Raw genomic sequence first — 13,416 nt, 5'->3', positions numbered from 1 at the left:
CCAGCAGATCAATCATCTCACTTCTTGGCCTGCCCAGCCACCATCAGCGCAGCTGCAGCAAGCCCCGTGTCCTTGATCAGATTGGTCAGCGGGAATCGCCGGGCATTGTTATCCGGGGCGCTCATCACGGCCGGAAGGTGCACGGTCAATACAATAAGCAGTAGGAAAAGGCATAACAACAGGGCCGCCAGGCGAACCTGTTTGTTGATGAGGAAGGCGAGCGATGCAAGTAGCAGGCAAGCGCCGGTGGCGTATACCCAGAAGACCCCGCCCCCGAGAAAGGCGGGTACCATTTTCTGCATGCCAGTTCCATACAGGAAGTGGTTGACGCCAAAGAAACCAATAACGAGGGCATAGAAAATCGTCCCGATTCTGGAGAGGGTTGCATTATCCATATGGCAATCGTTTTAGTCACTTCTAATATAACAAAAAAATAGCAGATAACCATAAACGATTTTTGCACAGCAATGGGCATGCCCGGTAGTTTGACCCGTTAGGACCCTGGTTTGGGCAATAAATATCAACTTCGGGGTTAAATATCCGCCTTGGGGTGCTCCAGGGTCTGTTCGGGCGTCTTCTCTGGTCTCATCTGCGGGAAGAAAAGCACATCCTGGATGCTCGGCTGCCCGGTCATCAGCATACAGATGCGATCGATGCCAAATCCAATACCGGCGGTAGGCGGCATTCCATATTCCAGGGCGCGTAGAAAGTCGTGGTCGATAAACATCGCTTCATCATCTCCCCGCTCCATCAATTGCAACTGCGCTTCAAATCGCTCACGCTGATCTATCGGGTCGTTGAGTTCGCTATAGGCATTGGCTATCTCCTTCCCGTTGACCATGAGTTCGAAACGCTCGACCAGCCCGGGTTTGCTGCGGTGCTTCTTGGTCAGGGGACTCATTTCGACGGGGTAGTCGATGATAAAGGTCGGCTGGATAAAATGCTCTTCACACTTCGAGCTGAAAATCTCGTCGATCAGCTTACCCTTGCCCATCGTCGGGTCGGCGTGGATATGCAGCTTGTGGCATACTTCTCTCAGGCCTTCTTCGTCCATGCCGCTGATATCGATGCCGGTATGCTCCTTTATCGCGTCATACATGGAAATGCGGCGGTAAGGGGCCTTGAAGTCGACGGTCTTTCCATCTACTTCCACGGTGGTGCTGCCGTTGGTGACGATGGCGGCGTTTTCCAGCAGCTGCTCGGTTGTCTCCATCATCCACAGATAGTCCTTATAGGCGACATAGAATTCCAATACGGTAAACTCGGGATTGTGCGTCCGGTCCATGCCTTCATTGCGAAAGTTGCGGGAAAATTCATAGACCCAGTCGAACCCGCCGACAATAAGCCGTTTGAGATAAAGCTCGTTGGCGATGCGCAGGTAAAAGGGCACATCCAGAGCATTGTGATGGGTGATAAATGGCCGGGCCGCCGCGCCACCGGGAATGCTTTGCAGCACGGGAGTGTCCACTTCCAGCGCGCCCCGCTCATTCAGGAAGTTGCGAATCGCGTTGATCATCTTTGTCCGGCGAACAAAAACATCCTTCACCTGCGGGTTCACGATGAGGTCGGCGTAGCGCTGACGGTAGCGAAATTCCGGATCGGTAACGGCGTCAAAGGTCTCCCCTTCTTTCTCCTTGGCAACCGGCAGGGGCTTCAATGCCTTTGTCAGGATGCTGAATTCCTTTACATGAATGGAGGTCTCCCCTGTCTTCGTGGTAAAGACATAGCCTTTAGCCCCGACAATATCGCCCAGGTCGAGCAGGTGTTTCCAAATTTTATCGTACAGGCTCTTGTCTTCGCTAGGACAGACATCATCCCGCTTGACATACAGCTGAATCTTTCCGGTGCTGTCCTGCAACGAGGCAAAAGAGGCCTTACCCATGTCCCGACGGCTCATCAGGCGGCCGGCGACGCAAACATCGGCGAATTCAGCGTTATTGACGCCTTCCTTATAATTCTCTTTAATATAAGTCGCAGTAGTATTGACGGGATACAATGCTGCCGGGTAGGCGTTGACGCCCAGTCCGGTCAATTCCCCTAATTTCTCTCTCCGAATGATCTCCTGTTCAGATAAATTTCCTGTGTTCATAAAAGTCCCGCGAAGATAAGTTATTCGGCCAGCGCGAGCAAAACCTGCCAGGCCTCCGCGACTTTTCCCCTGTCCAGCAGCTCTGCCGCATAGCGATGCAACTCCTTTTCCATCTCTTCGGGACTCACCGCATAATATTGGAAGATCTGCCGCAACCGCTCATCATCGAAGGCGGGGTCCACCACCGGCAACTCGTGGACATTAGCCAGCTGCCCCAGTTGATTGCCGCTGAGGATCTTGCTACTACGGATTGGGCCCGGGAGGGCGTCCATTCCGATGCCGAGGCGTATATTGGGTTTTTCCACGAGGAAGAGATTGTCCGGGCTAACCCGGCAGTACCAGTCCCCACCCAGCCGGGCCACGTGTTGCAGCCGCCGCTGGTCGATATGTTTGTGCGCATCGTCGAGGATGGCATCATCGATATGCATCCGCAGCGCCTCGCAAAAGACGAGGTTGCCGGCGCCCCCCAGCTCCCCCAACACTTTTGTCTCTATCACCCGGCACTCGATCTTTACCTTGCTCTCCTTTACCATCGGTGGCCGGACAAGCGTAGCGGGTTCGGCGGTAAAACCCGCTTTGGTGAATTCATTGACTTCTTTTGGGTAGTCGCAGCTGGACAGACTGGTTTGTTGCACCATCGGATAGTCGACGATATTGATCACTACTTCGCCCACCTCCTGCACATTCTGCCAGGTATGTTTTGTCGTATTGTCCCGGACACGCCGGGAAGGTGAGAAGATGAGGATGGGCGGGTTCGTCGAGAACAGATTGAAAAAGCTGAAGGGGCTGAGGTTCACCCGGCCGGCCGCATCGATCGTACTGGCGAAACAGATGGGGCGCGGGGCTACGGCAGATTGCAGGAAATGCTGTCTTTCGACGCCGCTCAATGTAGCAAGGTCGATGATCATGCAGGGCGATTTTTTTTCAGCTTCAGTAAGGACCAGTCGCTGTCCTCGCGGACGATCGTATTGCTCAGTACACCCAGGCCATCCACTTCCAGCTCCACCACATCTCCTTCCTGCAGCCACTGCTCCTGGTAGGCAGGGTCGTTGAGCTTGCCCGTACCATTCAGCTCGAGGAAACAGCCCGTTCCTACCGTTCCGCTACCGATGACATCACCGGGATACAGGTCGACGCCATAGGAAGCGCGTTCGATCAGCTCGGCAAAGGTCCAGTCCATATCGGCGAGATTGCCGTCGCTCACCTCAACGCCGTTGATGCGGCACTGCATCCGCAGGTTCCAGCTCTTGCCCGTGTGGCCTTCTTTGCAGGGTGTCTCGAATTCGGCCAGCTCATCGGGCGTCACCAGCCAGGGACCGGTGACCGTTGCGAAATCCTTGCCCTTGGCAGGTCCCAGGTTGAGCAGCATTTCTTCCATTTGCAGGGTCCGCGCGCTCAGATCGTTCATGATCATCAGGCCGGCAATATAGTCATCGGCTTCCGCAGCCGGGATATTCCGGCCATGACGGGAAATGACGATGGCTACTTCCAATTCGAAATCGAGCTTGTCGAAATGGTCGGGCATACAACGGACTTCGCCGGGGCCCTGGATGCTATGATGATTGGTAAAATAAAAAACGGGATACTGGTCGAACTCGGGGATCATCGGAACCTTGCGATTGCGTCTTGCTGCGGCCACATGTTGGCGGAAAGCATAGCCATCACGGCAGGAAGCAGGAAGTGGCACCGGCGCCAGCAGGTCGACGGTATCCGACGGGATGGCATAACGCAATGGGCCCTGGCTCTCTTCCATTTCCGCCGCCCTGGCGCTCACTACAGGGAACAATTCATCCCAATAGTTGAGAAACATGTTCATCGAATTAGGAACATCGGGAAAGATCGTCTCGGCGTCATAAAGAAAACCATTTATCAGAACAGCAAGCTGTTCGTTTCCTTCTTTGAGGTAGGTGACAAGCTTCATGGTCGCGAAGATATAGGATTATTGAGCACAAACCTTCCGGCTATTTAGGTTGTTATAGACGGTGGTAAAGGGACTATAGCAATGGAACGGAGGCCTTTATTTCCAAAGGACGAACAAGATCGGCTGTTTTATAGTATCCGCGGGAAAGTAAACAAACTGGTGGCGGAGCTGGAACCGAAGTACAGGGGGCACATGCTGCTAAAAGCTTTCCTGTATCCCCCGCTGTATTTTGGCCTGTATGGCCTTGCGCTGGCCTACGGCAGGGACCTCGCAGCATTTTATGCTTGTTATGCCGGTATGGGGCTGCTGCTGGTGATCAATTTTCTCAACCTCATTCACGATGCCGTTCATGGCGTCCTGTTCAGGAGTAAAAAAGCCAACGCCCTCTTTGTCCGGCTCTTCGATCTCATGGGCGCCAATAGCTATGTGTGGAGTATCCGCCACACCCGGCTGCACCATAATTATCCCAATATCATGGGGTGGGACAGCGATGTGGAGCAAAGCAGCCTCGCCCGCATCTTTCCGCACGGGCCCTATTCCCGGATTCATAAATATCAACATTTTTACCTCCCCCTCATCTATCCATTTTATCTTCTTAACTGGTTGTTAGTCAGAGATTTTAAGGATTTTTTCAACCGGCGGAAACCGGTATGGAAAGTAACAGTGATCCCTACTCGCGAATATTTCATCCTGTTCGGTTTCAAGCTGTTCTTTCTTTTTTATACGGTAGCGTTGCCCAAGATGGCGCTGGGCATCTCCTGGGGTCAGGCGCTCGCGGCCTTCCTGGTCATGCTCTTCACCGCCAGTATTTTCTCCCTGCTGGTATTGTTGTCACCTCATGCCAATACGGAAAACGAGTTCCCCTTGCCCGATGCAAACAATCAATTGCCCTACAGCTGGTTTATGCATCAGTTGCATAACACCAATGACCTCGTTCATGACAACTGGTTCGTCCGGTGGTGTATGGGCAGCTTCAACTATCACGTCGCACATCATTTGTTCCCTACCGTAAGTCATGTATATTACCCTGCGATCACGCGGCTTCTCCGGGAGGAAGCGCAGCGGCATCAGTGGCCCTACCGCGCTTATCCTTTGATTACCACATTAGTAAACCATTACCGTCTTTTGAAGGAGAACCGCCGGCCGGAAAACATATTTGAAGAAGTTCTATGAAAGCTGGTCCGGCGCCGATGCTCATTGTTGGCAGCTTCTTCGTATTTTTATACCCAAATTCCAGATCGTCATGAAATTCGAAAAGATCAATAATAAAGGGCAGGCTCAATTATTTAAGAACCAATACCTGGAAATGCTGACAAAGACCCATCCTCTGGTTATTTGGGGGATGTATCTTCCTGTAATTGTTTATTTCCTTTATCATGCCGGGGCCGACCTGCAATATCCCATCCTCCGTGTCGGCCTGACCTTTTTTGGCGGCATCTTCTTCTGGACCTTCTTTGAATACCTTATGCACCGGTTTGCTTTTCACGCCATCGCGGAAAGCGAAAGGGCTCAGCGCTTCATTTATACCATGCACGGCAACCATCACCATTTTCCACGGGATAAAGAGCGGCTGTTCATGCCTCCCGTCCCCAGTCTGATCATAGCGTCCACCGTGTTCTTCCTCATGCGTCTGACCATGGGCGCCAATGTGTTCGCATTCTTCCCCGGTTTCATGCTGGGCTACCTCCTGTATGGCAGCATGCATTACGCCATTCACGCCTGGAATCCTCCCTTTAAATGGATGAAGCCTTTGTGGCGCAACCATCACCTCCACCATTACAAGGACGAGCACAAAGGCTACGGCGTAAGCAGCACCCTTTGGGATCGCGTCTTTGGCACCATGTTCGACCTCAGGAAAGAAAAAGAAGACAAGGAGAAAGTGAAGGAATTAATGTATTGATAATTGTAATTGCCCTTCCAGCGACGACTGGGCCACATCGGAAGGCCGGGAAGCCGGAGGGAAGATATAGCGGTAGGTTCGGTGAACCTTGTCTCTTTTGGCGCCCGTAGCCTCGTGCAGCGCGATCATCTTCGTATTAAAATCACCCACCCAGGCAAGCTCCACACCTTTGATGGTTCCCCTTGGCAACACCTCCTTCTGGAGGCAGCGGATAAGGGCGGACTCTATGCCATGCTGTTGAAATCTCTGCTTGGCGCCCATGACGATGATCCGTAAGCGGTCGACGGTAGAGGTGTACTTGTACCACAGGAATTTTAGTTTCCCCAACAGGTCGAGCCGGCCATTGACGTGCCTGAGCAATTGATTGACATCCGGCAGGCAAAGGATAAAGGCGATAGGCTCGCCCTGGTAGTAGGCGAACCAGATGATCTTCTCATCCATCACCGGGCGCATCTGCCGGAATGATTCGCGGATCGTCGGCATCTCGAGCGGGGTGAAGTTCTCGAATTCGCACCAGGCATCATTATACACTTCCTGGAAATCGGCGAAGAACTTCTCCTTTTGCTTCATAGAGAAATGCTCGAAGGTATATCCGGGCTTTTTCATCACCCAGTCCGAGATGCGGGTAAACCGCTCAGGCAGCGGTATGGTTGCGTCGAGGAAATTGGTCAGCTGGTCATAATGTTTCTCGAAACCATAGGATTCGAGGATCCTGCTATAATAGGGTGGATTATAGTTCATGCCAAGCGTAGGAGATTTGAACCCTTCGACGAGCAATCCCCAGTATTTATCATTTTCTCCGAAATTGACAGGCCCCTCCATGGCCTGCATGCCTTCTGCCTGCAACCAGTCGCGGGCGGCATCCAGCAGCATATGGCCGGCTTTCTCGTCATCGATGCATTCGAAAAAACCCATTCCGCCGGTCGGCTGGGGATACAGGTAAGCTTTTTGATAATTGATAAAAGCGGCGATGCGGCCGATGGTCCTGCCGGCACCATCCAGTAATATCCAGCGGGTGCAACGGCCGTGAGAGAAAAAGCTGTTGCGGCTGGTGTCGAATACAGCAGCTATATCCGCATCAAGCGGACATATCCAGGCTGCATCCCTTTTGTACAAGGTCCTGGGAAGATCGATAAATTGCCGATCTGCCGATCGATTGGATACTTCGATGAGTTGCATATTCTACCATCTTTCTTCATCGCTACTTGCATCCCCGGACCTGAACTGCTGCCGGGTCTGCATTTTTTGCCATTGCCTTTCCAAAACCAGTTTTGCCAGTAGTCGACCGGCATCTTCATTTGGCTCTTCTTTTAAGAGGCTTCGTACTCTCGTTTCACTGATGTCGATGCGGTACAGGAATTGTAACAAGGCATTGAAATCCGTTAGTATCCATCGGTTCAAATTCTCTGCCAACAGCTCTTCCAATTCCTCCGGCCTGAGTCCCCGGGCCAGCTCCCAGCCAAACGACCCGTTCAGCTCCTGTATAAGTTGTTCGGTGTCGTACATATTTACCTCTAGCTGATTGGTTTATATACCAAAAGTAAGGTAACGATAACAATGAAAAAAAGCTGTTGTTCAGAATTTTTCCATCACGCCCAATCCAAATAAAGCAAAATCGTATTTGACGGGATCATCGGGGTCCAACTGCAGCAGGTGAGCCGTCAGCTCCATTGCCGCCAGCCAGTCGGCCTGCGGCCGTGACAGCAGGCCAAATTTCTTTGCCACCCTGGCTACATGCACGTCGAGCGGACAGACGAGGCGGGCAGGAGGGATACGCCGCCAAAGACCAAAATCGACACCATTCTCATCCCGCCGCACCATCCAGCGGAGGAACATATTGATTCGCTTGCAGCTCGAACGCTTTTCCGGCGATGCAATATGCTTGCGCGTCCGGGGTGGCGTCTCGTCCAAAGAGAAAAAGTAATGGTAGAATGCCGACAGTGCGCGCTCGGCCTCCCAGCCATCGGGTACAGGCCCTCCATCCGCAGGCCCCGCACCCGCGGCCGCCCCATCGGGTGCAGCCCCCCGCTCTTCCCAGGGACGTAAAAAGGCATCCTCCAGCGAGTCATAATGACTATAATGATGATGGAAAAACGCGACAAAGTACAACAGATCGGTGGCGTTGAACGTCCGGTGACGGAAATCCAGCAGCTTTTTCAGATCGGCATCGGTATGTTGCAGGACGAACTGGTGCGGGGCCCGATCCATCAGCTGCATCAGCTCGTCCGCTTTGCGGATGATAGTCGTCCTGTTGCCCCAGGAGAAGATAGCCGAAAAGAAGCCGGCGATCTCGATATCCTGCTGCCGGGTAAATTGGTGCGGGATGCTCACCGGGTCGCTGGCAATAAAGGAAGGCCGGTTATATTCGGCCACTTTCCTGTTGAGGAAAGCGCTGAGCTCCTTCAGCCGCGCGCGCTCCGGCTTCGCAGCGTCGCCGCCAGCCGGTCTAACCGATGGCTTCACTGAGGTCGGCTTTAAGATCGTCCACGTCTTCGATGCCGATGCTGAGGCGGATGAGCGAGTCGGTCAACCCGTTTTTAAGCCGTTCTTCCCGCGGGATGGACGCATGGGTCATACTCGCCGGGTGATTGATCAGCGATTCCACGCCGCCAAGACTCTCGGCCAGCGCAAGGAGCCTGGTGGAGGACAATACCTTCTTCGCGGCTTCAAGACTATCGTCCTTTAACGTAAAGCTCATCATCCCGCCAAAGCCCCGCATCTGCTTCCTGGCGATGGCGTAGCCGGGATGGTCCTGGAATCCGCACCAATAGACCTTTCCCACTTTGGGATGACTCCGCAACCAATGCGCGATGACTTCCCCATTGATGCAATGGCGGTCCATCCGAACATGTAAGGTCTTTAAACCTCGCAGCACCAGAAAACAGTCCTGTGGTCCGGGTACGGCGCCACAGCTCTTCTGGACAAAATATAATTTCTCCCGCAGCTCATCATCGTTCATCACCAGACAGCCGTGGATCACGTCACTATGTCCGCCCAGGTATTTGGTGGCGCTGTGCAGGACGATGTCGGCGCCCAGGTCAAGCGGGTTCTGCAGATACGGCGAAGCAAAGGTATTGTCGACGCAAAGCAGGATGCGCTTCTCTTTTGCGATCGATGCCAATGCTTCGATATCCACAATATTCATCAGCGGATTGGTCGGCGTTTCCGCCCAGATGAGCCGGGTCTTGGCATTAATATAAGGACGAATAGCTTCTGCCTCCTGCATATTGACAAAATGGAACCGGATGCCGGTCTTCTCGAAGATCTTCGTGAACAAGCGGTACGTTCCGCCATACAGATCGTTGCACGCAATTACTTCATCGCCCGGGACGAGCAGACGAAGGACAGCATCGCTCGCGGCAACGCCACTGCTGAAACAGAGACCATGCCGGCCATTCTCTATCTGGGCAAGAGCGGCTTCCAGTGCGGCGCGCGTAGGGTTTTGCGAACGGGCATACTCATAGCCTTTATGCACACCCGGTGCGCTTTGGACATAAGTAGAGGTCTGATAGATGGGAGTCATGATGGCGCCGGTGGAAGGGTCCGGCTCTACTCCTGCATGTATAAGTTTTGTAGATAGTTTCATTGGCTAAAGATACAAAGGGACAACCACTCATATATGCTTATCCAGTTTAACAAAAGCTTAACCCCTAAAATGCAACACGGCGCTGACGGCTTCACGCACCTTTTCACCGGTTTAATAAGTGGTTTTACCTCCTTTGGTCGAACGCGCAACTATACAGTTGTAATCCGCTCTGGACAAGGGTTGCCGGAGATGTAGAAATGCTTGACACCGGCTCTTTTACACTATAGTTTTACATCATCAAATGAACTTGTTTCAAAAAACTTTAAAAAATAAATGCTATGGCACGCAGACTCCTTCAAAGAAGCTTACTCATCGCTTGCTGCCTTTTCGCCCTGTCCGCAGGGAGAACCTTCGCAGCCTCGGATATCAACATCAGCGATAAATTATTGCAGGCCTTTCACAAGACCTTCCCCGATGCTCAGCAGGTAAAATGGGCGGAAACCGAAGACAGGTACATGGTCAACTTCAAACAAGGCGACATCCTTACAAAAGTGGAATATGATAAGGATGGGAATTTCCTCAATTCACTGCGCTATTACTCGGAGAAGAACCTTCCCGTCAACATCCTTTACCGGCTGCAAAAGAAATATGCAGATAAGAAGGTGTTTGGCGTCACCGAAGTGACAAACGACAATTCCGTTGAATATTATATCAAGCTGGAAGATGCCGACAACTGGATCACCGTTAAGTCCAATACCGACGGAATCATGCAGGTAGTGGAAAAATACAAGAAGGCCAGCTAAGCCGCCGCATCTCACGCGAAAAGGCTTGCTGCCGTAACCAGATACCGCCAGTCCCTATTTTCAGCCGCATGGACCTCCTGCGGCTGAATTTTTTTTTGAAGGACACGGGGCGTAAGGATACCGGCTTTTACCAGGGTTCGCCGTGCTTCGAAAAGATATTCCTGCATCATGGGGTCTTCCATCCAGGTTTTTTGTGGCGGCTCAAAACCGGTCTTATCCTTTCGCCAGGCGATCTCCCCAGGCAGGATATCCTCCATGCTCCTGCGCAATAACCACTTCGTCCAGCCTCGCCTGATCTTAAAGTGTGCGGGCAGTGAGAACACGAATTCAACAAGTGTGTGATCCAGGAAAGGCAGCCTGACTTCGACGCCATGTGCCATGGAATTGCGGTCGGCGTAACGCAAAAGCTCTTCCATTCCGTTCATAAACGTGTTGTAATAGAGAACGCCGTTCAATTTATCAATATGTGGGATATCGTAATATGAGACGCCCGACTCCCGGATAAAGTCCCGGGAGAGATCGCTGCTCCGGCGTTGTTGTGCCGATCGCGCTTTTTTCAGGATCACTCCGGTATATCCTGGCAGCCAAGCGGCCAGCCGGTTCTTCCAGGTGAAGCCCTCGCTGACCCCCGATTCCCTGGCGGCTTCCAGCTCAAGCGCAAGCGTCTTCTTATCGCGGCGATACAACTCCTGCCAGTACCAGTTGTAGTATTTGTGGTATCCGGCCAGCAGTTCGTCGGCGCCTTGTCCGTCCAGTAAGACCTTCACCTTGTTGCGGGCGGCCAGCTCGTATACGGCCCATTGGGCATAGATGCTGGAGGAAAGGAAAGGCTCTTCCTGGTGATAGACCAGCCGTTCGAAATCCTTGATGAGCCCGGCGGCAGTAGGTGTCGTCGGATGATTTTGCAGGGAATAATGCCGCGTAAGCAACCCGATATAGGCGGATTCATCTTTTTCAAAGCCCGGAAATAAGGCGGAAAAGGTCGGTAAGTCAACAGGTGCATCCTGTTCCTTCAGGATACAGGCCACCACCGACGAACTGTCCAATCCACCGCTGAGGCTTGTTCCTACCCGGACATCGCTGCGAAGCCGCCGGTGGACAGATGCATGGAACAACCGGCTGAATGTTTCGATGGCGTTTTCTTCGGTGATGGTGCGGGTCTGTTCTGCTTCGATGTCCCAGTAGGCCGAGATCTCCAGGTCTCTCGTGACGGGATGATAGAAGAGAAACGACCGGGCCGGCAGCTTATAGATATTTTGGAAGAAGGTCTCCGCTGCATCGGCCGGGTTCTGAGTATAGCCGATGGTGAGGAAGTTAAAGATCATTTTGAGATTGCTTTCCTTCTTCACCCCTGCGGCCCACAGGGCCTTCAGCTCGCTGGCAAAAAGGAATTCGGCTGCGTCGTGATAGAAGAACAGCGGTTTTTCGCCAAAACGGTCGCGGGCAATAAAGACTCGCTGCGTCGTTTCATCCCAGATGGCAAAAGCAAACATGCCGTCAAAATATTGGAGGCATTCCGCCCCGAAATGATCGAAGGCGGCTGCGATGACCTCGGTATCCGTGCGGGAGTAGAAGGTGTAGCCCTTTGCCTGCAGGATGTCGCGTAATTCGAGATAATTGTACAACTCTCCGTTGTGGATTATCGTATAGCGGTTGAGGTAATGCATCGGTTGGGCGCCGGCAGGGCTGAGGTCGATGATCGACAGCCGGCGATGGCCCAGTCCCGCCACACCGGAAGGGCTGATCCAGACCCCTTCACCATCGGGGCCGCGATGGGCAATCGCGGCAGTCATGTCCTTCAGCCGCTGTGGAGTTATCTTCGCCGCGTCGGCAGAAAGAATGCCTGCAATACCGCACATAGAGTGAATTTGTGATTTATCCGGCGCCCGTGGCCCTACCAGGTTATGGGAAGCCGCACCAGCACATCATCCCAACTGAACAGCAAATCGGCGCCTTTCCCCGATTTTTGAAAGGAGATGGAAAAAGCTTCGGCAATATCCGATCGTTTTTCCACCGCCACCGTGCTCCGCAGGACGTCTTTGGAAGAATCATACCGGAAGGCGCCCCAGGTGTCGGTTTCCTTGTTCAGGATGACGGTCCATTTGTCTTCATTGACGAGGGCATACAGCGTATACCGGCCCTTCTTCGCTATCTTGTTGTCGATCTTCACATCCCGGAAAAACTCGATCTCTGTCGCTTCATTGGCGCCCAGTCGCCAGATCTGTCCATAGCTGATAAGATCGCCAAACAGCTTCCTGCCTCTTTTCTGTGGCCGGCTATAGACTACCCGCGCGACCAGTGGTTCGGAAACCTTGTCCTGTATCTTCAGCACAGGATAGTCAACCGGATAATAGCTCATATCGAGCGGGCTACTGTCCAGGTTGGGAGGGGTTGGCTGCGTTTGCGCCTTTGCCACAGTGATACCCATGATCAAACTCACTAACAAGACGATCTGCTTCATGGGCCAAAATTATTCTTTTTTCCCATCCTGTTGCAGCTGTTGAAGGGTCCGAAGCGCAAAATCTTTCACCTCCGGAAAAAAATCCACATAACAGGCTTCCAGCCCGGCATAATGCGTCTCAAACAGCGTTATGGCCTGCCCGGGCGGGGGCATATAGCTGGCCCGTCTGGCCAATCCTTCAAAGCTGTTAAAAATTAGTTCCTTATGACCATAGTTGGCTAACCAGTCCTGCGTCCGCATATAATGGAATAACCGGGCAAACCGTTGAGGGAGAATGGCCTGCCAGTCCCCCACCCTTTCGTAAGTCCTTTGTGCAAAGGCCTTTAGGGAGCTATTGTTCTCATCGGGCGGAAAGGTCAACGCATCGTTCGCCAAAAAATGGTCGTAAACGATATCTACCAGCGCACCGGAATACAGGCCATACGCTTCCCTGAAATAGGATTTCGCCTGGCGGGTAGTAGGATGAGTATCGGTAAAGCCGTCGATAGCCCGGTGGAGCATGATCCCCTGTCTGATCTTTTCCGGAAAAGCTTCTTTTTGCTTGCCTTTTATAAAATCACTGATCAGGTTGCCTACCGTTATCTCCGGCAGTTCGAATGACAGATAGGCATGTGCGAGATAATTCATTCCTACAATTTATCGAATTTCTGTTAATAGTATTAACATCCTTTTCCGCTGATCAATATTGGCTTGCTCACTCATAAAGGCGATGATAG

14 protein-coding genes are annotated in these 13,416 nt (G+C 52.5%); 3 read left to right on the top strand and 11 right to left on the bottom strand.

Features of this window, described 5'->3' with window-relative positions; genetic code table 11:
• Positions 1-17 precede the first annotated feature (17 nt).
• The 4 genes from IEY39_RS18610 to IEY39_RS18595 all read right to left on the bottom strand — a co-directional run bounded on the left by IEY39_RS18610 (position 18) and on the right by IEY39_RS18595 (position 4,010).
• Entirely contained in the window at positions 18-395 is a 378-nt protein-coding gene (locus tag IEY39_RS18610; protein WP_188934372.1) for a DoxX-related protein, read from the bottom strand.
• A gap of 137 nt (positions 396-532) precedes the next feature.
• Positions 533-2,089: a lysine--tRNA ligase gene (gene lysS / locus IEY39_RS18605; RefSeq protein WP_188934370.1), complete on the bottom strand. Its 1,557-nt coding sequence runs from the start codon at positions 2,087-2,089 to the stop codon at positions 533-535.
• Between the two features lie 20 nt (positions 2,090-2,109).
• Positions 2,110-2,997, bottom strand: coding sequence for a flavin reductase family protein (locus IEY39_RS18600; protein WP_188934368.1), 888 nt, complete (start codon positions 2,995-2,997; stop codon positions 2,110-2,112).
• Positions 2,994-4,010 (bottom strand): fumarylacetoacetate hydrolase family protein, encoded by a 1,017-nt coding sequence (locus IEY39_RS18595; protein WP_188934367.1) that lies wholly within the window; start codon positions 4,008-4,010, stop codon positions 2,994-2,996. Before IEY39_RS18595 ends, IEY39_RS18600 begins: the two co-directional genes overlap by 4 nt.
• 81 nt (positions 4,011-4,091) lie before the next feature.
• Between IEY39_RS18595 and IEY39_RS18590 the strand changes: the two genes are divergently transcribed.
• Together IEY39_RS18590 and IEY39_RS18585 are read left to right on the top strand one after the other, a co-directional pair.
• Entirely contained in the window at positions 4,092-5,183 is a 1,092-nt protein-coding gene (locus IEY39_RS18590) for a fatty acid desaturase family protein (RefSeq protein WP_188934365.1), read from the top strand.
• Positions 5,184-5,253: 70 nt separating this feature from the next.
• Complete coding sequence (locus IEY39_RS18585; protein ID WP_188934363.1) at positions 5,254-5,910, top strand: sterol desaturase family protein; 657 nt, start codon at positions 5,254-5,256, stop codon at positions 5,908-5,910.
• Here IEY39_RS18585 and IEY39_RS18580 read toward each other — a convergent pair.
• The 4 genes from IEY39_RS18580 to IEY39_RS18565 form a co-directional block, all read right to left on the bottom strand.
• Complete coding sequence (locus IEY39_RS18580; RefSeq protein WP_188934361.1) at positions 5,899-7,089, bottom strand: GNAT family N-acetyltransferase; 1,191 nt, start codon at positions 7,087-7,089, stop codon at positions 5,899-5,901. The genes IEY39_RS18585 and IEY39_RS18580 overlap by 12 nt on opposite strands.
• A 3-nt stretch (positions 7,090-7,092) precedes the next feature.
• A complete protein-coding gene (locus IEY39_RS18575) occupies positions 7,093-7,416 on the bottom strand; it encodes a hypothetical protein (protein ID WP_188934359.1) in 324 nt (107 codons plus the stop codon).
• Positions 7,417-7,485: 69 nt separating this feature from the next.
• The gene (locus tag IEY39_RS18570) at positions 7,486-8,373 is read right to left on the bottom strand and encodes a TIGR02757 family protein (RefSeq protein WP_229688977.1); all 888 of its coding nucleotides are present in this window, start codon (positions 8,371-8,373) and stop codon (positions 7,486-7,488) included.
• Positions 8,357-9,496, bottom strand: a complete 1,140-nt coding sequence (locus tag IEY39_RS18565) for a cystathionine gamma-synthase (protein WP_188934357.1) — start codon at positions 9,494-9,496, stop codon at positions 8,357-8,359. Before IEY39_RS18565 ends, IEY39_RS18570 begins: the two co-directional genes overlap by 17 nt.
• A gap of 278 nt (positions 9,497-9,774) precedes the next feature.
• Here IEY39_RS18565 and IEY39_RS18560 point away from each other — a divergent pair, with 278 nt between their 5' ends.
• Positions 9,775-10,239 carry a PepSY-like domain-containing protein gene (locus IEY39_RS18560; protein ID WP_188934355.1) on the top strand — a complete coding sequence of 155 codons (465 nt, stop codon included), beginning with the start codon at positions 9,775-9,777 and terminating at the stop codon, positions 10,237-10,239.
• Positions 10,240-10,250: 11 nt separating this feature from the next.
• Here the strand turns inward: IEY39_RS18560 and asnB are convergent, their stop codons facing one another.
• From asnB to IEY39_RS18545, 3 genes are read right to left on the bottom strand one after another with little or no spacing between them, the layout of a single operon-like run.
• Positions 10,251-12,098: an asparagine synthase (glutamine-hydrolyzing) gene (asnB, locus tag IEY39_RS18555; protein ID WP_188934353.1), complete on the bottom strand. Its 1,848-nt coding sequence runs from the start codon at positions 12,096-12,098 to the stop codon at positions 10,251-10,253.
• A gap of 35 nt (positions 12,099-12,133) precedes the next feature.
• Positions 12,134-12,700, bottom strand: coding sequence for a DUF2911 domain-containing protein (locus tag IEY39_RS18550; RefSeq protein ID WP_188934351.1), 567 nt, complete (start codon positions 12,698-12,700; stop codon positions 12,134-12,136).
• Positions 12,701-12,709: 9 nt separating this feature from the next.
• Positions 12,710-13,327, bottom strand: coding sequence for an acyl carrier protein phosphodiesterase (locus IEY39_RS18545; RefSeq protein ID WP_188934349.1), 618 nt, complete (start codon positions 13,325-13,327; stop codon positions 12,710-12,712).
• Positions 13,328-13,416 lie beyond the last annotated feature (89 nt).

The organism is Puia dinghuensis, assembly GCF_014642875.1.
Taxonomy (GTDB): domain Bacteria; phylum Bacteroidota; class Bacteroidia; order Chitinophagales; family Chitinophagaceae; genus Puia; species Puia dinghuensis.
Note: the sequence above shows the minus strand (reverse complement) of the source record. Positions and strands in the feature narration are given on the sequence as shown.

What these genes read in the sequence shown, in the direction of transcription:
- IEY39_RS18610 (WP_188934372.1), bottom strand. Translation starts at nt 395, where the DNA reads ATGGATAATGCAACCCTCTCCAGAATCGGGACGATTTTCTATGCCCTC.
- lysS (WP_188934370.1), bottom strand. Translation starts at nt 2,089, where the DNA reads ATGAACACAGGAAATTTATCTGAACAGGAGATCATTCGGAGAGAGAAA.
- IEY39_RS18600 (WP_188934368.1), bottom strand. Translation starts at nt 2,997, where the DNA reads ATGATCATCGACCTTGCTACATTGAGCGGCGTCGAAAGACAGCATTTC.
- IEY39_RS18595 (WP_188934367.1), bottom strand. Translation starts at nt 4,010, where the DNA reads ATGAAGCTTGTCACCTACCTCAAAGAAGGAAACGAACAGCTTGCTGTT.
- IEY39_RS18590 (WP_188934365.1), top strand. Translation starts at nt 4,092, where the DNA reads ATGGAACGGAGGCCTTTATTTCCAAAGGACGAACAAGATCGGCTGTTT.
- IEY39_RS18585 (WP_188934363.1), top strand. Translation starts at nt 5,254, where the DNA reads ATGAAATTCGAAAAGATCAATAATAAAGGGCAGGCTCAATTATTTAAG.
- IEY39_RS18580 (WP_188934361.1), bottom strand. Translation starts at nt 7,089, where the DNA reads ATGCAACTCATCGAAGTATCCAATCGATCGGCAGATCGGCAATTTATC.
- IEY39_RS18575 (WP_188934359.1), bottom strand. Translation starts at nt 7,416, where the DNA reads ATGTACGACACCGAACAACTTATACAGGAGCTGAACGGGTCGTTTGGC.
- IEY39_RS18565 (WP_188934357.1), bottom strand. Translation starts at nt 9,496, where the DNA reads ATGAAACTATCTACAAAACTTATACATGCAGGAGTAGAGCCGGACCCT.
- IEY39_RS18560 (WP_188934355.1), top strand. Translation starts at nt 9,775, where the DNA reads ATGGCACGCAGACTCCTTCAAAGAAGCTTACTCATCGCTTGCTGCCTT.
- asnB (WP_188934353.1), bottom strand. Translation starts at nt 12,098, where the DNA reads ATGTGCGGTATTGCAGGCATTCTTTCTGCCGACGCGGCGAAGATAACT.
- IEY39_RS18550 (WP_188934351.1), bottom strand. Translation starts at nt 12,700, where the DNA reads ATGAAGCAGATCGTCTTGTTAGTGAGTTTGATCATGGGTATCACTGTG.
- IEY39_RS18545 (WP_188934349.1), bottom strand. Translation starts at nt 13,327, where the DNA reads ATGAATTATCTCGCACATGCCTATCTGTCATTCGAACTGCCGGAGATA.